The sequence below is a fragment of the Cryobacterium zongtaii genome, assembly GCF_002909375.1.
Classification (GTDB): Bacteria; Actinomycetota; Actinomycetes; order Actinomycetales; family Microbacteriaceae; genus Cryobacterium; species Cryobacterium zongtaii.
The window spans coordinates 95,934-116,599 of the sequence record NZ_PPXD01000006.1; the positions used below are offsets into that span (position 1 = coordinate 95,934).

The 20,666-nt window shown below is 67.3% G+C and carries 17 protein-coding genes and 1 pseudogene; 11 read left to right on the forward strand and 7 right to left on the reverse strand.

The features are described 5' to 3' along the window. Window positions 1-79 precede the first annotated feature (79 nt). From C3B61_RS04635 to C3B61_RS04660, 6 genes are all read left to right on the forward strand, one after another. Window positions 80-2,551 carry a phosphoketolase family protein gene (locus tag C3B61_RS04635; protein ID WP_103459713.1) on the forward strand — a complete coding sequence of 824 codons (2,472 nt, stop codon included), beginning with the start codon at window positions 80-82 and terminating at the stop codon, window positions 2,549-2,551. Between the two features lie 2 nt (window positions 2,552-2,553). After that, window positions 2,554-4,770 carry a phosphate acetyltransferase gene (gene pta, locus C3B61_RS04640; RefSeq protein ID WP_088455127.1) on the forward strand — a complete coding sequence of 739 codons (2,217 nt, stop codon included), beginning with the start codon at window positions 2,554-2,556 and terminating at the stop codon, window positions 4,768-4,770. After that, a complete protein-coding gene (locus C3B61_RS04645) occupies window positions 4,767-5,960 on the forward strand; it encodes an acetate/propionate family kinase (protein ID WP_103432747.1) in 1,194 nt (397 codons plus the stop codon). Before pta ends, C3B61_RS04645 begins: the two co-directional genes overlap by 4 nt. Before the next feature lie 165 nt (window positions 5,961-6,125). After that, window positions 6,126-6,542, forward strand: a complete 417-nt coding sequence (locus C3B61_RS04650; RefSeq protein ID WP_088455129.1) for a YccF domain-containing protein — start codon at window positions 6,126-6,128, stop codon at window positions 6,540-6,542. 171 nt (window positions 6,543-6,713) lie between these two features. Beyond that, entirely contained in the window at window positions 6,714-7,037 is a 324-nt protein-coding gene (locus C3B61_RS04655; RefSeq protein WP_103459735.1) for a DUF7882 family protein, read from the forward strand. 141 nt (window positions 7,038-7,178) lie between these two features. Beyond that, entirely contained in the window at window positions 7,179-7,898 is a 720-nt protein-coding gene (locus tag C3B61_RS04660; RefSeq protein WP_103459714.1) for a hypothetical protein, read from the forward strand. A gap of 111 nt (window positions 7,899-8,009) precedes the next feature. Here C3B61_RS04660 and C3B61_RS04665 read toward each other — a convergent pair whose 3' ends face one another. The 7 genes from C3B61_RS04665 to C3B61_RS04695 all read right to left on the reverse strand — a co-directional run bounded on the left by C3B61_RS04665 (window position 8,010) and on the right by C3B61_RS04695 (window position 13,365). Then, entirely contained in the window at window positions 8,010-8,990 is a 981-nt protein-coding gene (locus C3B61_RS04665) for a manganese catalase family protein (RefSeq protein WP_103459715.1), read from the reverse strand. Between the two features lie 56 nt (window positions 8,991-9,046). Then, window positions 9,047-10,114 (reverse strand): YihY/virulence factor BrkB family protein, encoded by a 1,068-nt coding sequence (locus C3B61_RS04670; RefSeq protein WP_244285833.1) that lies wholly within the window; start codon window positions 10,112-10,114, stop codon window positions 9,047-9,049. 47 nt (window positions 10,115-10,161) lie between these two features. Continuing rightward, complete coding sequence (locus C3B61_RS04675; protein WP_103459716.1) at window positions 10,162-10,740, reverse strand: DUF3618 domain-containing protein; 579 nt, start codon at window positions 10,738-10,740, stop codon at window positions 10,162-10,164. Next, on the reverse strand, window positions 10,737-11,153 hold the full coding sequence (locus C3B61_RS04680) for a phage holin family protein (protein WP_103459717.1): 417 nt from the start codon (window positions 11,151-11,153) through the stop codon (window positions 10,737-10,739). The genes C3B61_RS04675 and C3B61_RS04680 overlap by 4 nt, the downstream gene beginning before the upstream one ends. Further along, window positions 11,146-11,874 carry a hypothetical protein gene (locus C3B61_RS04685; RefSeq protein WP_103459718.1) on the reverse strand — a complete coding sequence of 243 codons (729 nt, stop codon included), beginning with the start codon at window positions 11,872-11,874 and terminating at the stop codon, window positions 11,146-11,148. Before C3B61_RS04685 ends, C3B61_RS04680 begins: the two co-directional genes overlap by 8 nt. Before the next feature lie 233 nt (window positions 11,875-12,107). Further along, a complete protein-coding gene (locus tag C3B61_RS04690; RefSeq protein WP_103459719.1) occupies window positions 12,108-12,290 on the reverse strand; it encodes a hypothetical protein in 183 nt (60 codons plus the stop codon). A gap of 85 nt (window positions 12,291-12,375) precedes the next feature. Next, on the reverse strand, window positions 12,376-13,365 hold the full coding sequence (locus C3B61_RS04695) for a LacI family DNA-binding transcriptional regulator (protein ID WP_103459737.1): 990 nt from the start codon (window positions 13,363-13,365) through the stop codon (window positions 12,376-12,378). A gap of 205 nt (window positions 13,366-13,570) precedes the next feature. On the opposite strand from C3B61_RS04695, the gene C3B61_RS04700 reads away from it, so the two are divergent. From C3B61_RS04700 to C3B61_RS04720, 5 genes and pseudogenes are all read left to right on the forward strand, one after another. Next, complete coding sequence (locus C3B61_RS04700) at window positions 13,571-14,521, forward strand: carbohydrate ABC transporter permease (RefSeq protein WP_088455136.1); 951 nt, start codon at window positions 13,571-13,573, stop codon at window positions 14,519-14,521. Window position 14,522: 1 nt separating this feature from the next. After that, window positions 14,523-15,470, forward strand: a pseudogene (locus C3B61_RS04705) (carbohydrate ABC transporter permease). Between the two features lie 79 nt (window positions 15,471-15,549). Then, window positions 15,550-16,902, forward strand: a complete 1,353-nt coding sequence (locus C3B61_RS04710; RefSeq protein WP_103459720.1) for an ABC transporter substrate-binding protein — start codon at window positions 15,550-15,552, stop codon at window positions 16,900-16,902. Between the two features lie 81 nt (window positions 16,903-16,983). Continuing rightward, window positions 16,984-18,516 (forward strand): arabinosylfuranosidase ArfA, encoded by a 1,533-nt coding sequence (gene arfA / locus C3B61_RS04715; RefSeq protein ID WP_241990423.1) that lies wholly within the window; start codon window positions 16,984-16,986, stop codon window positions 18,514-18,516. After that, window positions 18,513-20,666 carry a beta-galactosidase gene (locus C3B61_RS04720; RefSeq protein ID WP_103459721.1) on the forward strand — a complete coding sequence of 718 codons (2,154 nt, stop codon included), beginning with the start codon at window positions 18,513-18,515 and terminating at the stop codon, window positions 20,664-20,666. Before arfA ends, C3B61_RS04720 begins: the two co-directional genes overlap by 4 nt.

The following is a 20,666-nucleotide window of genomic DNA, read 5'->3' on the forward strand; positions in this document are numbered from 1 at the left end:
AACGTCCCCCCGGAGCAGGAATCGTCGCTCCTAGACTTGGACGGCGCCTGTGGCGCCCATAGAGCACTTGGAGTCCGTGATGGTTCATTCGTCCAACGCCACCTCATTCACCTGGCCCAGCCGCCTGCCGCACGCGTTGAGCGCCGAAGCTCTCGCCAGCGTCGACGCGTGGTGGCGAGCCTCGAACTACCTCTCGGTCGGGCAGATCTACCTGCTCGACAACCCGCTGCTGCGGGAGCCGCTCCAGAAAGAGCACATCAAACCGCGGCTGCTCGGCCACTGGGGAACCACCCCCGGCCTCAACTTCCTCTACGCGCACCTGAACCGGGTCATCCGCGAACGCGAGATCAGCACACTCTACATCACCGGCCCCGGCCACGGCGGGCCCGGCATGGTCGCCAACGCCTACCTCGACGGCACCTACTCCGAGGTCTACTCGAGCATCGACCAGTCCGAAGACGGCATCAAGGGCCTGTTCCGCCAGTTCTCCTTCCCCGGCGGCATCCCCAGCCACGCCTCACCCGAGACCCCCGGCTCGATCCACGAGGGCGGTGAGCTCGGCTACGCGCTCAGCCACGCCTACGGCGCCGCGTTCGACAACCCCGACCTGCTCGTGGCCGCCGTCGTCGGTGACGGCGAGGCCGAAACCGGCCCGCTGGCCACCAGCTGGCACTCCAACAAGTTCGTCGACCCGCTGCAGGATGGCGTCGTGCTGCCGATCCTGCACCTCAACGGCTACAAGATCGCCAACCCCACCATCCTGGCCCGCATCCCCGAGAGCGAACTGCTCGAACTCATGCGCGGCTACGGCCACAACCCGCACATCGTCTCCGGCGGTTTCGACGGCGAAGACCCCCTCGCCGTGCACCAGCGCATGGCGCAGACCATGGACGAGGTGCTCAACGAAATCGCCTCGATCAAGCGCGCCGCCCTCGCCGGCGACACCAGCCGGCCGCGCTGGCCGATGATCATCCTGCGCACCCCCAAGGGCTGGACCTGCCCGCCCGTCATCGACGGCGTGCAGGTGGAAGACTCCTGGCGTTCGCACCAGGTGCCGCTCGTCAACGCCCGCGACACCCAGTCGCACACCGACGTGCTCGAATCCTGGCTGCGTTCGTACCGTCCGGAGGAACTCTTCGACGACGCCGGCGCCCCCGCCGCCAACATCACCGCGCTCGCCCCGCACGGCGACCTGCGCATGAGCGCCAACCCCGTCGCCAACGGCGGGCTGCTGCGCCGCGAGCTCAAGCTGCCCAACTTCCGCGACTACGCGGTGGAGGTGCCGACCCCCGGCGCCACCGTCGACGAGGCCACCAAGGTGCTCGGCATCTGGATGGCCGACGTCATCCGCCAGAACCCGGACAACTTCCGCATCTTCGGACCCGACGAGACCGCATCCAACCGGCTCGCACCATCCGTCTACGCCGCCACCGACAAGCAGTGGAACGGCGAATACCTGCCCGAAGACACCAACCTTGCCCGCGCGGGCCGGGTCATGGAGATGCTCAGCGAGCACCAGTGCCAGGGCTGGCTCGAGGGCTACCTGCTCACCGGCCGGCACGGCGTCTTCAACTGCTACGAAGCATTCATCCACATCATCGACTCGATGTTCAACCAGCACGCCAAGTGGCTCAAGGTCACCCGCGAGATCCCGTGGCGCCGCTCCATCTCGAGCCTGAACTACCTGCTCTCCTCGCACGTCTGGCGCCAGGACCACAACGGATTCAGCCACCAGGACCCCGGTTTCATCGACCACGTCGTGAACAAGAGCGCCGACGTCGTGCGGGTGTACCTGCCCTTCGACGCCAACACCCTGCTGTCGATCTACGACCACTGCCTGCGCAGCGTCGACTACGTCAACGTGGTCGTCGCCGGCAAGCAGCCGGCGCCGAACTGGCTCACCATGGATCAGGCCGTCGCGCACTGCGAGCGGGGCCTGGGCATCTTCGAGTGGGCCGGTACCGAGATTCCCGGCACCGAACCCGACGTGGTGCTCGCCGCCGCCGGCGAGGTGCCCACCCTCGAGGTGCTCGCCGCCGCCAAGATCCTGCGCGAGGCCATGCCCGACCTCAGCGTGCGCGTGGTCAACGTGGTCGACCTGATGCGCCTGCAGAGCGAGGACGACCACCCGCACGGCCTGAGCGACCGGGAGTTCGACGCCTACTTCACCGCGAACAAGCCCATCGTGTTCGCCTACCACGGCTACCCGTGGCTGATCCACCGGCTCACCTACAAGCGCCACGGCCATGGCAACCTGCACGCCCGCGGGTACAAGGAGAACGGGACGACGACGACGCCGTTCGACATGGTCATGCTCAACGACCTCGACCGGTACCACCTGGTGATGGATGTCATCGACCGGGTGCCCGGACTCGGAGCCCGCGCCGGACTGCTTCGCCAGCAGATGCAGGATGCCCGCCTGCGTGCCCGGCAGTACACCCGCGATCACGGAGAAGACATTCCCGAGGTCACCGACTGGGTGTGGGCTGGGAACGATGCCGCGGCAGCCGCTGCGCGCGCACTAGATACCACCGGCGGGGATAACGTATAACCGTGGCTCGAAGCATTTACATCACCTCCGCCGAGGGAAATACCGGCAAATCTACTATCGCCCTGGGTGTTCTTGACACCCTGTTGCACTCCATCGAGCGGGTGGGTGTCTTCCGTCCGATCGCTCGCTCCAAGCACAAGCCCGACTATGTGCTGGAACTCCTGCTCAATCACCTGCAGGCCCGCAAGCCCGTCGGTACCCACTCCGTCGCGCAGCCGGCGCTCAGTTACGACGAGTGCGTCGGCGTCACCTACGACGACGTGCACGCCGACCCGGATGCCGCGCTGGCGCGCATCGTGGCCCGTTACAAGGCCGTCGAAGCGCAGTGTGACGCCGTCGTGGTCATCGGCAGCGACTTCACCGACGTCGGAAGCCCGACCGAACTGGCCTACAACGCCCGCATCGCCGCGAACCTCGGCGTGCCGGTGTTGCTCGTGCTGGCCGGCCGGGTGGCCTTCGGTCAGGGCGAGGGGCTCAACCAGAGCGACCAGCTCGGCCAGAGCGAACCGCGCACCAGTGACGACATCCGCCAGCTCACCGATGTGGCCCTGACCGAACTCGCGTCAGAGCACGTCTCGCTGCTGGGCGTCGTGGTCAACCGCGCCGACCCCGCCAACCTCAACGGCCTCATCGCCGCGGTGCGCGAGGGCGTCGACAACACCCCGGCCACTGCGGATGCGCTGCACGCCGCCGTTGTGCCGGTCTGGGCCATCCCCGAGGACGCGTTCCTCGTGGCCCCGAGCATGAAGACCATCCTCGAAGCCACCCACGGCACCCTCGTGCAGGGTGACCCGGAGCTGCTTTCCCGTGAGGCGCTCAGCGTCGTCGTGGCCGCCATGTCGATGGTCAACGTGCTGCCCCGCCTGGCCGAGGGCGCCGTCGTCGTCATCCCCAGCGACCGCCCCGAGGTGCTCCTCGCCGCCCTGATGGCCAACTCGTCCGCGACCTTCCCGTCGCTGGCCGGTGTGGTTCTCGTCGGCGGTTTCGCGCTGCCCGAGTCGATCGAGCAGCTCATGAAGGGCCTCGCCCCGTCGGTGCCGATCATCCGCACCGACCTGGCCTCCTACGAGGCGGCCCTCCGTATCACCCACACCCGCGGCCGCCTGGCCGCCGACTCGCAGCGCAAGCACGACACCGCCCTGGCGTTGTTCGAGCAGCACGTCGACGGTGCCGCCCTGCTCGACCGGCTCAAGGTGAGCCGCGCCGACGTGGTCACCCCGCTGATGTTCGAGTACACCCTGCTCGAGCGTGCCCGGCAGAACCGCATGCGCATCGTGCTGCCCGAGGGCGACGACGACCGCGTGCTGCGCGCCGCCGCCACCCTGCTGGCCCGCGATGTGGCCGACCTGATCATTCTCGGCGAAGAGTTCGAGGTGCGCTCGCGCGCCATCGGCCTGGGCCTGGACATCGCCAAGGCGCAGGTCGTCAGCCCGTTCGACGACGTGCTGCGGATGCGTTTCGCCGAGGAATACGCGCGCCTGCGCTCCCACAAGGGCGTCACCATCGACCAGGCCCGCGACGTCGTCACCGACGTCTCGTACTTCGGCACCATGATGGTGCAGCTCGGCCTGGCCGACGGCATGGTCTCCGGCGCATCGCACACCACCGCGCACACCATCCGGCCCAGCTTCGAGATCATCAAGACCCGCCCCGGTGTGTCCGTGGTCTCCAGCGTGTTCCTGATGGCCCTGGCCGACCGGGTGCTCGTCTACGGCGACTGCGCGGTCAACCCCGACCCCACCGCCGCCCAGCTGGCCGACATCGCCATCTCGGCGTCGGAGACGGCCATCGAGTTCGGCATCGAGCCGCGCATCGCGATGCTGTCGTACTCCACCGGCGTCTCCGGCAACGGAGCGGACGTCGAAAAGGTGCGGGAGGCCACCGCGATCGTTCGCGAACGCCGCCCCGACCTCGCCGTCGAAGGCCCGATCCAGTACGACGCCGCAGCGGATGCCGCCGTGGCCGCCGCCAAGATGCCGGATTCGGACGTGGCCGGCAAGGCCACCGTCTTCATCTTCCCCGACCTCAACACCGGCAACAACACCTACAAGGCGGTGCAGCGCAGCGCTGGCGCCGTGGCGATCGGCCCCGTCCTGCAGGGCCTGCGCAAACCCATCAACGACCTTTCCAGAGGAGCCCTCGTGCAGGACATCGTGAACACCGTGGCGATCACCGCCATTCAGGCCGCATCTCTCGCAGCGGTGGTGGCAGCCGTATGACCGCCATCCTCGTCATCAACTCAGGTTCGTCCTCGTTCAAGTACCAGCTGATCGACATCGACACCGAGACCGAACTGGCCGGCGGACTCGTCGAGCGCATCGGTGAGGCCAGCGGACACGCCCGGCACACCAACACCGCCTCGGAGGCCGGCCGCCAGGAAGCGAACCTGCCGATCCCCGACCACACCGCCGGTTTCGACGTCATGATCGCCGCGTTCGCCGAGCACGGCCCGCAGCTGTCCGACGCCAACCTCATCGCCGTGGGCCACCGCGTCGTTCAGGGCGGGGCCATCTTCACCGGCCCCACCGTGATCGACGACGCCGTTCAGCAGCAGATCAGCGACCTCGCCGACCTCGCCCCGCTGCACAACCCCGCCCACGTGCAGGCCATCGTCGCCGCCCGCACCAACTTCCCCGACGTGCCGCACGTGGCCGTCTTCGACACCTCGTTCCACCTCACCATGGCGCCGGCCGCGTACACCTACGCGATCAACACCGAGCTGGCCGCCAAGCACGACATCCGTCGTTACGGTTTCCACGGCACGTCGCACAAGTTCGTCTCAGAGGCCGCCGCCGAGTTCCTCGGCCGTCCCCTGAGCGAGCTGAAGACCATCGTGCTGCACCTCGGCAACGGTGCGTCCGCCACCGCCGTCGACGGTGGCAAGTCGATCGACACCTCGATGGGCCTCACCCCGCTGCAGGGCCTGGTCATGGGCACCCGCTCAGGCGACATCGACCCCGCCGTGCTGTTCCACCTGCACCGCAAGGCCGGCCTGTCGATCGAAGAGCTCGACACCCTGCTCAACAAGAAGAGCGGCATGCTCGGCCTCACCGGCAACGGTGACATGCGCGACGTCGAAGACGCGGCCGTGGCCGGCGACGCCGTGGCCCAGGCCGCGCTCGACGTCTACTACCACCGCATCAGGGGCTACGTGGGCAACTACATGGCCCAGCTCGGCGGCCTCGACGTGATCGTCTTCACCGCCGGTGTCGGCGAGAACTCCGGCATCATCCGCGAGGGCGCCCTGCGCGGCCTCGAGGGCCTCGGCATCGAGATCGACCCGGCGAAGAACGACCCGTTCTCGCGCGTCGCCCGTGTTGTGTCGACGGATGCGTCCCGCGTCACCGTGCTCGTCATCCCCACCAACGAGGAGCTCGAGATCGCCCGCGAAACCCGCGCGGTCATCTAACAACTCGGCCGCTGGTCGAGCTCGTCGAGACCTGAAGGCGGAGATTCTCCCGACACGCCGCATCTGCTGCCACGCAGCGCGGCGTGTCCCGAGAATCTCCGCCTTTGCTGTCGGTCTACGCCGAGCAACGGATGCCGACCGGCCGACCGCGAGTAGAATTCCGGCGTGCGCACACTCCTCAACCTGATCTGGCTCGTCCTCTCCGGCTTCTGGCTGTTCCTCGGCTATGTCGCCGCCGGCATTGTGCTCTGCATCCTGATCATCACGATCCCGTGGGGCATCGCGTCGTTCCGCATCGCCGGTTATGCGCTCTGGCCGTTCGGCCGCACCGTCGTCGCCAAGCCGTCGAGCGGAGCCTTCTCGTTCCTCGGCAACGTGATCTGGGTGATCCTGGCCGGCTGGTGGCTCGCCCTGGCCCACATCGTGTCGGGCATCGCACTCTGCATCACCATCATCGGCATCCCGCTGGGCATCGCCGACTTCAAGATGGTGCCGATCTCGCTCGCGCCGCTCGGCAAGGAAATCGTGCCCATCGGCGGCGGCGCGTTCGACCAGGCCCGCGCCCAGCGCACCGCGGCCTAGCCGAACCATCCCGGCGCGCCAGCGCATGCCGCGCGTCCGGAGGCGCCGGGCCGCCGTGCCCGGTGGGCGATTTTCCGATTCGGCGTGACGTTTGACGACCCGCCACCGTCCTACCCATAGCGGCGCCCGCCATCCAGGACAGGGCAGCGAGAGCCCTAAGGGGAAATGGACATGGGAAAGCTCATCTCCGGCGCCACCGAGGTCGATTTCGAGGACCGCGCGCTGGTGCACTTGCAGAGCGTCATCGGCTCCAAGCTTCGCCGCGGCGAGAGCTTCGCCCTCTTCTGGAGCGACCCGGCCGCGCCAGACGAGGCGCAGCCCAGTCTGTGGCTGCACCCCGGCATCCCGCTGTATTTCAAGTTCACCGGGACCACGACCCCCGGGCTCAACCGGGCCTGGATCGAGGTGCTCGCGACGTCGGCCGACAGTGCAGACGGGTTGCTGTTGAGCAGTGAACCGCGTGGTCGGGATGCCGACCAGAATTACACCGACTGACCAGGCCGGAGTGAGATTTCTTCACGCTGGAGCATGACAGGTGCGGGGTTCGGACCGTCTAAGAAGCAGCAGAGCATGTCAGGCGGATGCCCGACAGGGATTTCCCACCGCACCCCGCATCATCCTTCAGAGGAGAACATCATGACGTCAGCACCCAACGACCCGCGCCCCATGACACCCAACGACCAGCGCCCCATGACACCCAACGACCAGCGCCCCACGGCACCCCACGACTCGCGTCCCACGGCACCCGACCCCCTCGAACCCGCCGCCCCGCCGGCGACCTCGGGCACCACCATCCGCCAGGAAGTCGTCGCCAAGCAGAAGGCGCAGTTCGGCGGCATGAAGTTCGGCACGGCCTTCTTCGGCTGGCTCACCGCCACCGGCGCAGCCGTGCTCCTCACCGCGCTGGTGGCCGGCGCCGGCGCAGCCGTCGGCCTCGGCAACCAGGCCGACCCCGCGCAGACGGCGGATGCCGCGGCCGAGAATGCCTCGACCGTCGGCCTGATCGGTGCCATCGCCCTGGCCGTCGTCGTCTTCGTGTCCTACTTCTGCGGAGGCTATGTCGCCGGCCGCATGGCGCGGTTCAGTGGCGCAAAGCAGGGCATCGCCGTGTGGTTGTGGGCTCTGATCGTGGCCGTGGTTCTGGCCATTGTGGCCGCTATCGCGGGAAGCCAGTTCAATGTGCTCGCCAACCTCAACAGCTTCCCGCGGATCCCGGTCCAGGAGGGCGACCTGGCCCTGGGCAGCATCCTCACGGCCGTTGCGATCGCCATCGTCAGCCTCGGCGGCGCGATGCTCGGCGGCCTCGCCGGCATGCGGTTCCACCACAGGGTCGACAAGGTCGGCCTCGGCAAGTGAGCGGAACCCGCTCACACTGAGCTGATTCGCCTACCCTGGCGAGAGTGAAGGGCCCCGGTGACACAGTCCCGGGGCCCTTTGGTCTGCCGGCCGGTAAGGCGGCAACGGCTCCTATTTGGTCTTCGGCGCGGCCTTTGCCGCGGCCTTCGCCGGGCCGTACGACACGTCCACCTCGGCCATCTCCATGTCAGCGGTGGCCTGGATCAGCTCCATCAGAGCCGGATCCAACCCGGGCGCGAACTCCTCCATCCTTTCGCCGGCGATCACCGACGGCACACCCTCAGGAGCTTGTTCGTCGGCGACCAGGTTCGTGCCGTCCTTGGAGGGGGACATGCCCTGGAAGATCTTGCCCGCCTCCGACTGGCCGGCGAGGTCGAAGGTGTACTGCTTGCTGTGCAGGTTGAGGTCGAGCAGCTTCTTCACCTCGGGGAACTTCTCCGCGTTGGTTTTCGGGATCGGCAGCAGAGTGTTCCAGTGCACACCCAGGGTCTCGAGCGCCTTGGCGTACGCGTTCTCGTGAGCCTGGTCCCGCACGATGAGGTAAGCGATGGTGGAGCGTGCAGTCTTGTTCGCGGTCATCTCGTAGATGCGGCACTTCTGCAGTCGGCCGGTGGACTCCAACATCAGGTTGTAGAGCAGGTCGAGCACCAGGTTGCCGGAGTTGTACACGTAGCTGCCGCTCCACGGGTTGCCCACGGCGTCCACCGGCAGCGCACCCTGCGCACCCACCAGGTAGTGGTGGATGTTGCCCTGGTCGAGGGCGATCTCCAGCGGGATCGCTCCGCCTGAGCCGGCCTTGTCCAGCGGGTCGGTGACCTTGCCCTGGTAGCGCGGCGAGCCGTCCACCAGCCGGGAGATGGTGGTGCCGATCAGTTCGACGTGGCTGATCTCCTCGGTGCCGATGCCCTGAATCAGGTCGCGGTACGGCTTGGCTGCGGGCCCACGGAAGTTCATCGACTGGAACAGGTACTGCATCATGGTGCGCATCTCGCCGAACTGACCGCCGAGGCCCTCCTGCAATGCGTTGGCCGCTGCCGGATCCGGCTCGTCCTGCGCGATGTCGTGGATGAGTCGTTGCACGTGGAAGTACATAATTGTCCTTTCCTGGGACGTGGTGGATCAACGGTCGGATTCGGGTGGTGCCGGGGTCAGCTCTTGGCGTCGTGGCGTTCCGCGCTGTCTTCGCGCAGGCGCCGCCCCGCAATGATGTCGGCACGTTCCTTCTCGGCGGTTTTGTCGCTCTTGCGGGTGTCCCGCGGTGGCAGCTGGATGTCTTCCTCCGCCTTGATACCCGCCTGCAGCTGGCGGGTGCGCTCGAGTTCGGCGTCGAATTCGGCGCCGAACAGCAGGGCAAGGTTGGCGATCCAGAGCCAGAGCAGGAACACCACGACACCGGCGAGCGAGCCGTAGGTGCGGTCGTAGTTGGAGAAGTTGGTGACGTAGAGACCGAACAGGAACGACGCGATCACCAGGGCTACCAACGCCAGCAGCGCGCCCAAGCTGATCCAACGGAATTTCGGCTGCTTGGCGTTCGGGGTGGCGTAGTAGAGGATTGCGATGATCAGCACCGCGGCCAGAGCCAGGATCGGCCACTTGAGGATGGACCACACTATCTGCACGGTTTCGCCGAGGCCCAGGGCACTGCTGACGGCATCGGTGACGGGCCCTGACACGATCAGGACCACGACCATGATGAGGATCAGCAGGATGGTGACGATGGTCACCACCAGCTGCATCGGGCGCAGCTTCCAAAACGGCCGGCCCTCCTCGATCTCGTAGATCCGGTTCATGGCCCGGCTGAACGCGCCGACGTAGCCGGATGCCGACCAGATAGCCAGCACGATGCCGAAGACCAGGGCGAACCCGGCGGCCGGTGACGAGCTGAACTGTTCGAGTGGTTCGCGCAGTACGTCGGCCGTGCCGCCGGGGGCGACCTCGTTGACGAGGTCGAGGATGGTGTCGGTGGACCGCTCGCCCTGACCGAACACGCCCAGCAGGGAGATCAGCGCGATCAGCGCCGGGAACAACGCCAGCACCGCGTAGTACGTCAGCGACGCGGCGATGTCGGTGCATTGGTCGGCGGTGAATTCGCGCATGGTCTTGCGCATCGCGTACTTCCAGGACGGCTTCTTCACCTCGCCCGGCGAATCCGGCTTGCGTGGATCGTCGGGCGAGGGAGCGTTGTTCTTCTTGCTACGGGCGTCGTTGCGGGCCACCGGTACTACTCCTCGTGATCGTCTGGCGGATGGTGCGGGTTTCGCCGTCAGCCTGCGGTGCCCTGTCCGGCGTGCTTGGCGGTGTCGCGCACCTCGTCGGCGGATGCCGTCGTTTCGGACTTGACGGTGTCGGCGGCATCCGTGGCCGTGCCCTTGACAGCATCGGCGGCGTCGGCGAGGGGCTGCTTGAGGTTCTCGCCCATCTTCTTCGCCGCGTCGGTGACCTCCTGGGTCAGTGGCTCAGCGGCCTCCTTCACGTTCGCCGCGACCTCCTTCTCGACGGTGCTGGCGGGCAGGAGAGACGACGCGAGCCAACCCACGCCGAATGCGATGAGACCCACCGCCAGCGGATTGCCCTTGACCTGGGAGGCCGCGTCGTGAGCGGCGCCCGATACGTTGCCGGTCGCGCCGCTCACCGAGCCGCCCAGGTCGGAAGCGGTGCCCATGACCTTGTCCTTGGCCGAGCTGAACACGCCCCGCACCTTGTCCTTCTGGCGGTCCATGATCTTGCTGGGCGTTACTTTGTCGGCAAGGGCGTCGACATCGGCGCCGAGGCCCCTTCGGGTGTCTTCGATTTGGCTCCGAAGAACCTCGGGGTCGGTGCTGGATTCGTCATAGGTGCTCATCGGTTTTCCTCATTTCGTTTTAGTGCGTCAGGAATCTGCTTCAGGGAATCGACTGTCTTGGGCGCTCCCGTGATGGTCTTCATCTCTTTGCGCCCGCGCGAGTAGAGCACGGCGGCCACGATGCCCCAGGCGACGGCAACGATCACGGCCGCCCAGGCGATGTCGATGACGTGTCCGAGCCCCCACCAGGCCGCGAACGACAGGAACAACACCGTCAGGTGGGCGGCATAGCCGGCTCCGCCGAGCAGTCCGGCTCCTTTGCCGGCGCGAGTGGCCGACTGCCGTAACTCGGCCTTGGCCAGTTCGACCTCCTGGCGCATGAGAGTAGACACGTCGCGTGTCACCTCACTGAGCAGATCGCCCAGTGAGGTCTCTTCGGCCTTGCGTTCAGAAGGCGTGGGCATGTCAGTCATTGCGGTTCTCCGTGTAATTCGGGTACTCCGCCGTGAGCGGGGTGCCTACGCCGGTGGCGGTGCCGGTGGGCGTGGTGGGGGTATCGAAGGCCGTGTCGATTCCGGTCGTGGCGCCGGTGCCGAACTCGGTTCCGACGCCGGTGGGCGCGGTGGCCGGGGTGCTGCTGCCCGTCGAGGCGGTCTCGGAGGAGTCCTTGGCCTCGGCGATGACCGAGCGGGTCAGGCGACCGGCCACTACACCGGCGACGGCGGCGATGCCGATGAACATGCCGGGGCTGCGCCGGGCGTAGCCCTTGACCTCGTCGAGGAGGGCGCCCGGGTCGCGCTGGTCGAGCCAGTCGGCGATTCCGGCGGCACGCGAGGCGGCCTGGTGGGCGATATCGCTGGCCACACCCTGAGTATCGGACTTATCGGCCATCGCACCCAGCTCGTCGCCCAGGGAGCGGAGACCGGCGGCGACCCGCTTCTGTTGTGCGGCCGCCTGGTCGGCGAGTTCGCCCTGCGTCTGGCGATAGAGGTCCTTGGCTTGCTGCTTGGTCTCGCTGCCGACCTTGTGCAACTCGTCCTTGGCGACGCCGGCGACGTGCTGGCCAGCGGCGACCGAGGTGTCCTTCACCTCGGTGGCGCGTTCTTTGGCATCGGGGCCGGCTCCGCTGTTGGACGCCGTGCTGGTGTCCAGGTCGGGGTTTCCCGGGACGGATGCTGGGTATGTATTCGACATGACTCTCCTAGATAAATCGGGGTGTGCACGACGCCCGGCATCGACGTCCGTGTCGTGTTCGGGAATATCCTTTGTCTTGCGAGCCGCGATTACAAGCACTCTGAGAGAACCCGCGAAATTAAGTTTTTTCCGTGACGAATCGCTGATTTTGCCGTCTATTTAAGGGGTGCGGGACTTTACGCAGCAACGTTGGAGGGGGTAGCGGATACCCCACAATGGGGGGTATCCTCCCGTCACTCCAGCGGGCGCTCGTGTCGCCTCTGTTGCTCCCGCTGAGCATCCTCGACGACGCGCTTGATCACGAGGAACGTGGTCTCCCACTCGTCGAGAATGTGGCGCTGCGTGAGCCGCAACACCCGGCGACCGAGCCCCTCGTAGAGGAGGTAGCGGGCGGAGAAATTGCGGACACGCCGCATCCGCCGGCCCGTGGCACGGCGTGTCCCGACAAACTCCGCCTTTGCGGGCGTGCGGCCGCCCACGACCCCCCCCGGGGTCGGGTGCCTAGCGGGGCGGGGGCGCGGTGCTCGCCCGCACGACGAGGTGCGTGGGCACAATGGTCGTACCGGGGCCCACGGCCGCGGGGGAGTCGATCTGGCGCAGCAGCTTCTCGATGCAGAGCCGCCCCACCTGGCCGAAGTCCTGGTGCACGGTGGTCAGCGGCGGCCAGAAAACATCCGCCTCGCGCATATCGTCGAAGCCGACCACGCTCACGCCGGCCGGAACCGAGCGGCCGGCCTCGTGCATCGCCCGCATCACGCCGAGGGCCATCTGGTCGTTGGAGGCGAAGATCGCCGTCACCGACGGGTCGGCGGCCAGCGCCACCCCGTGCCGGTAGCCGCTCTGCGCGCTCCAGTCGCCCTCGAGCACGGGCGGCACCGGGGCGCCGGCCGCCTTCAACGTGGCCCGCCAGGATGCCGTGCGGCGCCCGGCCGAGAACGACGACTCCGGCCCGGCGATGTGCCAGACCGTGCGGTGCCCGAGGTCGAGCAGGTGCTGGGTGGCCAGCCGGGCACCCTCGGTCTGGTCGGTGTCGACCACCGTGTAGCGCTCGCCGGCGTCGGAATCGACGATCACGACGGGCAGCCCGGTCGGCACGGTCACGTCGATCCGGTCCAGGATGTGCGCTTCCATGATGATCACGATGCCGTCCACGGCCTGCTCGGCGAGCCGGTTCACAGCGCCGGCTACGGCGCCCTGGGTGGGCAGCGCCACCGGGATCAGGGTGATCGAGTAGCCGGCCTCGGCGGAGGCCGTGGCGACAGCGTCGAGGGTGCGCATGTTGCCGAAGCTGGACAGGCCGAACATGATCACGCCGATGGTGCTGAACTTGCCCGACTTCAGCGCGCGGGCGGCGCTGTTGGGCCGGTAGCCGATCTCGTCCATGGCGGCGAGCACCCGGTCGCGGGTGTCGGCGTCGACGTTGCTGCGACCGTTCACCACCCGGGAGACGGTCTGAGAGGAGACGCCGGCCAGCGCGGCCACATCCGCCATCGACGGCAGGCGCTGCGCGCGGGCCGGGGGAGCGGCCGAAGAACCGTCTGTCGTGCTCGCCGTTGCCACGTGCCCTCCCCGGTCCCGAAAAAAGATTTCCGTATGTTTACGTAAACATGCTAGCGTGCTTACACGTCATGTTTACGTAAACATGCCGTCAGATTCACCGTCCGTTGCATCACCATACCGAGTCAGAGAAAAAGGCATGACGACGCTGTCAACACTCCCCCCCAGTGGCCAGACACGCAGTGCACGGGCCCAGCCGAACCGCCGCAAGCCCAAGCCCCACGTGCAGAAGCGCGACTGGACCGGCTGGAAGTTCATCGGCCCGTTCATGATCGTTTTCGCCCTCGTGCTGATCGCCCCGGTGCTGTACTCGATTTACCTGTCCTTCTTCAAGGACCAGCTGGTCGGCGGCAACTCCTTCGTCGGCTTCGAGAACTACGGCCAGGCGCTCACCGATCCCAAGTTCTGGGAGTCGATGGGCCGGGTCACCCTGTTCTTCGTCGTGCAGGTGCCGATCATGCTCGGCATCGCACTCTTCGCCGCCCTCGCCATCGACAGTGCCCGCCTGCACCTGTCCAGCTTCTTCCGCATCGCGATCTTCCTGCCGTACGCGGTTCCCGCCGTGGTCGCCACGCTCATGTGGGGCTTCATGTACGGCACCAAGTTCGGCCTGGTCGGCAACCTCAACGAGTTCTTCTCGATCGCCATCCCCAACCCGCTGGGCAACACCTGGGTGCTCGCCGCGATCGGCAACATCGTCACCTGGGAATTCATCGGCTACAACATGATCCTGTTCTACGCCGCCCTCCGAGTGATCCCCACCGATCTCTACGAGGCCGCCTCGCTCGACGGCGCCAACGCGTTCCGCATCATCCGCAGCATCAAGATGCCGGCGCTGCGCCCCGCCATCGTCATCGGCGGCATCTTCTCGGTGATCGGTAGCTTCCAGCTGTTCAACGAGCCCAGCATCCTGCAGTCTCTGGCACCCAACACCATCTCCACCTATTTCTCGCCGAACATGTACGCCTACAACCTGTCGTTCTCGGGTCAGCAGTACAACTACTCGGCCACCATCGCGATCATCGTCGGCCTCATCACCGCCGTCATCGCCTACATCGTGCAGAACTCCGGTTCCAGGAAGGAGGCCTGACATGTCGACGACTGACCAGACCCACGCCCCCGCCGCACGGGCGAAAGCCCCGCGGATGTCCCGCTACACCAGCGAGAAGAAGGCCGGCAAGTCCAACCAGGGCCTGCACACCAAGAAGTCCATCATTCTCACCATCATCATGGGCGCCCTGCTGATCTACAGCCTGCTGCCCCTGTTCTGGCTGTTTGTGAACTCCACCAAGACCCAGGCCGAGCTGCTCAACTCGTTCGGCCTCTGGTTCTCGGGCGACTTCGCCCTCTGGGACAACATCGTCGCCACCCTCACCTACAACGACGGCGTCTTCGTTCGCTGGTTCGGCAACACGGTGCTCTACGTCGTCGTCGGCGCCGGCGGCGCCACCTTCCTCGCGGCGCTCGGCGGCTACGGCCTGGCCAAGTTCAACTTCCCCGGCAAGAAGGCCGTCTTCGCCGTCGTGCTCGGCGCCGTGGCCATCCCCGGCACGGCCCTGGCGGTGCCGACCTTCCTCATGTTCAGCCAGATGGGCCTCACCAACACCCCGTGAGCGGTCATCCTGCCCTCGCTGATCAGCCCGTTCGGCCTCTACCTGATCTGGACCTACGCCATGGACGCGGTGCCCACCGAAGTTCTCGAGGCCGCGCGAATGGATGGTTCGGGCGAGTTCCGCACCTTCTTCACCATCTCGCTCAAGCTGCTGGCCCCCGGCCTCGTCACGGTGCTCCTGTTCACCCTCGTGGCCACCTGGAACAACTACTTCCTGCCCCTGATCATGCTCAGCGAACCCACCTGGTACCCGCTGACCGTGGGCCTGAAGCAGTGGAACATGCAGGCCCAGACCGTGGGCGGCGACGTCATCTACAACCTCGTCATCACCGGGTCGCTGCTCACGATCGTGCCGATCGTCGTGGCGTTCCTGTTCCTACAGCGCTACTGGCAGTCCGGCCTCGCCGCCGGCTCCGTCAAGTCGTAGCCCCACTACCGATCCACCCCGCACCATCCGTCATCCGCAGCACCGAACATCCGTTTACAAGGAAGTGAAAGGCACCCCAATGAAAGCACCACACAGCAACACGCGCCTGCGCCGCACCGCACTCGCCGTCGCCACCGGACTCGCCCTGAGCGTCTCCCTGGCCGCCTGCGCCTCCACCGGCGGAGGCGGAGCCGAGACCGGCACCGCCGCCGACATCGAGGCCGCCCTGCAGGAGGAGACCACCCTCACCGTCTGGGCCTGGGCCCCGGCCGTGGAAGACATCGCCACCGCATTCGAAAAGAAGTACCCCAACGTCACGGTCGACGTGGTCAACGCCGGCACCGGCAACGACCAGTACATCAAGCTGCAGAACGCCATCAAGGCCGGCTCCGGCGCACCCGACGTGGCCCAGATCGAGTACTACGCGCTGCCGCAGTTCGCTCTCTCCGAGGCCCTCGTCGACCTGAGCGACTTCGGTCTGGACTCCCTCGAAGACCAGTACACCGCCAGCACCTGGGGATCGGTGAACCTCGACGGCGGCGTCTACGCCCTGCCGCAGGACTCCGGCCCCATGGCCATGTTCTACAACCAGGCCGTGTTCGACCAGTACGGCCTGACCGTGCCCACCACCTGGGACGAGTACATCGCCACCGCCGAGAAACTCCACGCGGCCAACCCGAACGCCTACATCACCAACGACACCGGCGACGCGGGCTTCGCCACCAGCATGATCTGGCAGGCCGGCGGCCAGCCGTTCACCACCACCGACTCCACGAACGTCGAGATCAACCTGCAGGACGAGGGGTCGAAGAAGTTCGCCGACACCTGGAACAAGCTGCTCGAGAAGGACCTCATCGCACCGACGACCAGCTGGAGCGACGAGTGGTACCGGGGACTGGGCGACGGCACCATCGCCACCCTCAACATCGGCGCCTGGATGCCCGGCAACCTGGAATCCGGCGTGCCGGAAGCCTCCGGAAACTGGCGTGTGGCCCCGCTGCCCGTCTATGAGGCCGGCGACACCGCCAGCGCCGAGAACGGTGGCGGCGGCGACGCCGTGCTCGCCCAGAGCAAGAACAAGCTCGCCGCGGCCGGCTTCGTCGAGTTCATGAACTCCGGGGAAGGCACCCAGATCTCCATCGACGCCGGCGGCTTCCCGTCCACCGTCGCCGACCTCGAGTCCGAGGAGTTCCTCGGCGCCGAGAGCGAGTACTTCGGCGGCCAGAAGATCAACGAGGTCCTCGTCCAGTCCGCCAAGGACGTCGTCGAAGGCTGGAGCTACCTGCCGTTCCAGGTCTACTCGAACAGCATCTTCTCCGACACCGTCGGCCAGTCCTACGCCGACAAGTCCGACCTCAACACGGGCCTGACCGACTGGCAGAAGGCCATCGTCGCCTACGGCAACGAGCAGGGCTTCACGGTCACCGAGTAACGCAGCGGCACAGGGTGGGCCCGTCCGACCGGACGGCCCACCCTTTGCGCACCATCAGCTTCCAACCAGAGGATCTCCTTCGTGTTTCACGCCCGGCTCAGCATCTCCCGCGACGACATCGTGGCCCCCGTCTCACCCCGGCTCTTCGGTTCGTTCGTCGAGCACATGGGCCGCTCGGTGTACACGGGTATCTACGAACCCGGGCACCCCACCGCGACCGCGGATGGCTTCCGCCAAGACGTGCTGGACCTCGTGCGTGAGCTGAACCCCAGCCTGATCCGCTACCCGGGCGGCAACTTCGTATCGGGTTTCCGCTGGGAAGACAGCGTCGGCCCCGACCGCCCCACGCGCCTGGACGTGGCCTGGCACTCCGTGGAGACCAACGAAGTGGGCCTGCACGAATTCGCCGACTGGGCCGAGAGCGCCGGCGTCGAGATCATGCAGGCCGTGAACCTGGGCACCCGGGGCATCGCCGAGGCCGCCGCCCTGCTCGAATACTCCAACCACCCGGCCGGCACCGCGCTCAGCGGCCAGCGCCAAGCCAACGGCCGCACCGAACCGTTCGGCATCCGCGTCTGGTGCCTGGGCAATGAGATGGACGGCCCCTGGCAGATCGGCCACAAGACCGCAGAGGAATACGGCCGCCTCGCCGCCGAAACCGCCCGCGTGATGAAGTGGGTCGACCCCACCATCGAACTCGTCGTCGCCGGCAGCTCCAACGCCGAGATGCCCACCTTCGGCAGCTGGGAACGCACCGTTCTCGAGCACACCGCGGAGCTCGTCGACCACATCTCCCTGCACGCCTACTACGAGGAAAAGCCCGGCGACCTCGGCAGTTTCCTCGCCTCCGGCGTGGGCCTTGACCGCTTCATCGGCGACGTCGCCCAGATCATCGACGAGGTCACCGTGGCGCAGGGCCTCGACAAATCCATCGGCATCAGCGTCGACGAGTGGAACGTCTGGTACCAGACCCGGTTCAACGAGGTCGACAAGGAACCCCTGTTCACCGGCGACTGGAACACGCAGCCGCGCCTGATCGAGGACGAATACAACGTCAGCGACGCCGTGGTGGTGGGGTCCCTGCTGATCTCCCTGCTGCGGAACAGCGATCGGGTCAGCATGGCCAACCTCGCCCAGCTCGTGAACGTCATCGCGCCGATCCGTTCCGAGCCCAGCGGTCCGGCCTGGCGCCAGACCACCTTCTTCCCGTTCGCCCTCACCGCAACCGCCGCCCACGGCGACGTGCTGGCCGCCACCATCCACTCCGACACCTACGACACCAGGGAACACGGCACCGTCGACCTATCGGATGCCGCGGTGACCGCTACCGACGAGGAGATCGTCTTGTTCCTTGTCAACCGTTCCAGCTCCGACCCGCTCACCCTCGAGGTAGACCTGGCCGGCGCCCCCGCTGACTCGGTGCTCTCAGCGCAGAGCCTGTTCGCGCCGGAGGGTGGTGACCGGTTCGCCACCAACACTGTTGATCATCAAGACACCGTGCACCCGGTCGACTTGACGGATGTGACACTGGCCGACGACGGAACCGCCGCCACGGTCGTGCTGCCCGCGCTGTCCTGGTCGATCGTGCGTCTGGCCGCCAAGGCTGCAGCATGAGCGCCGTGAGCACGGTCTCGACCATCGAGCGTCGCTGGGTGCGCTGGCCCGAGGCGCACACCCTCGCCGACGGCACCGAGAGCCTGCCCGCCGACGCCGCCCGCATCGGCTACGGCGCCGACTACAACCCCGAACAGTGGCCCGAAGAGGTCTGGGCCGAAGACATGCGCCTGATGCGCGAGGCCGGTGTCAACATCGTCAGCGTCGGCATCTTCTCCTGGGCGCTGCTGCAGCCCACCCCGGACAGCTGGGATTTCGGTTGGCTCGACCGCGCCATCGATCTCTTGCACGCCAACGGCATCGCCGTCGACCTGGCCACCGCCACCGCCAGCCCGCCGCCGTGGCTCACCGAGCTGCACCCGGAGGTGCTGCCGGTGAACCGGGTCGGCGAAACCATCTGGCCGGGCGGCCGCCAGCAGTGGCGTCCCACCTCACCGGTGTTCCGCCGTTACGCGCTGGCCCTGGTCGAGAAAATGGCCGAACGCTACGCCGACCACCCGGCCCTGTCGATGTGGCACATCAGCAACGAGCTCGGCTGCCACAACGTCTACGACTTCTCGGACGACGCGGCAGCGGCGTTCCGCGCCTGGCTCGAGGCCCGCTACGGCACCCTCACCGAACTCAACCGGGCCTGGGGCACGGCCTTCTGGTCGCAGAACTACACCTCCTGGAACCAGATCCTGCCGCCGCGGCTGGCCGCGACGCATCCGAACCCCACCCAGCAGCTCGACTTCGCCCGGTTCTCCAGCGACGCTCTCAAGGGCTACCTCGTCGCCGAGCGAGAGATTCTGCGCCAGATCACGCCCGACGTGCCGATCACCACCAACTTCATGGTGATGGGCGAGTCCCGCGGCATGGACTACGCCGACTGGGCCGGCGAGATCGACCTGGTCTCCAACGACCACTACCTGCTCGTGGCCGACCCCGCCGCGTTCGAGGAGCTGTCGTTCTCGGCCAACCTCACCGGCCAGATATCCGGCCGGGAGCCGTGGTTCCTAATGGAGCACTCCACCAGCGCCGTCAACTGGCAGCCGGTGAACCAGGCCAAAACCCCCGGCCAGCTGCGCCGGGACAGCCTCACCCACCTGGCCCACGGCGCCGACGCGATCTGCTTCTTCCAGTGGCGCCAGTCCCTGGCCGGCGCCGAGAAGTTCCACTCCGCGATGCTCCCGCACGCGGGGGAGAACAGCTCGGTGTTCCGGAGCGTCACCCGCTTCGGCGGCGAACTCGCTTCCCTGGCCGAGGTCGCCGGCAGCCTCACTAAGCAGGCCCGCATCGGCATCCTCTTCGACTGGGACTCCTGGTGGGCCTCCGAACTCGACTCGCACCCCACCGAGCTGCTGCGCTACAAGGCCGAGGCCATGGCCTGGTACACCGCCGCGCTCACCAATGGCCTGCAGGCCGACATTGTGCCGGCCCGGTCGGTGCTGAACGGTCACGGCCTCGCCGGGTACGACCTCGTCATCGCGCCGATGCTCTACATCGTGCCGCAGCCGCTGGCGGATGCCCTGGCCGACTATGCCCGCACCGGCGGCCACTTGGTGGTCGGCGTGTTCTCCGGCATTGCCGACCCCGACGACCACATCCACCCCGGCGGTTACCCCGGCGCGTTCCGCGAGCTGCTCGGCGTGCGCGCCGAGGAGTTCGGCGGCCTGCAGCCGGGCCAGGCCGTCGGCCTGTCCGGCGACCTGCCGGCCGGGTCCACGGGGTCGCTGCTCACCCACGACGTCACCGTGGCCTCCGATGTCCAGGTGCTCGCCCGCTTCCAGAACGGCCCGTTCCCCGGTGTGCCGGCGGTGACCAGCCGCGTGGTCTCGACGGAGTCCGGCGGCCGGGCCAGCTTCGTCGCCACGGTCCTCGACCCCGACGCGTTGGTGGCGTTGGTCGGCCGGTTCGCCGCCGCCGCCCACATCGTCTCGCCGCTGCCGGATGCCGTGCATGGCATCGTGCAGCTCGCCGTGCGTCAGTCCGACGACATGGAGTTTCTCTTCTACATCAACCACTCCGACAGGGCCGTGACCGTGCCGCTGGGCAAGGCCGATGGCACGCTCGTGGCCGTCGACCTCGGCGGCAGCACTCTCGCCGCGGACTCGCTCACCCTCCCGGCCACCGGTGTCGCCGTGCTCGGCCGCGCCCGAACGGCCGCCTGA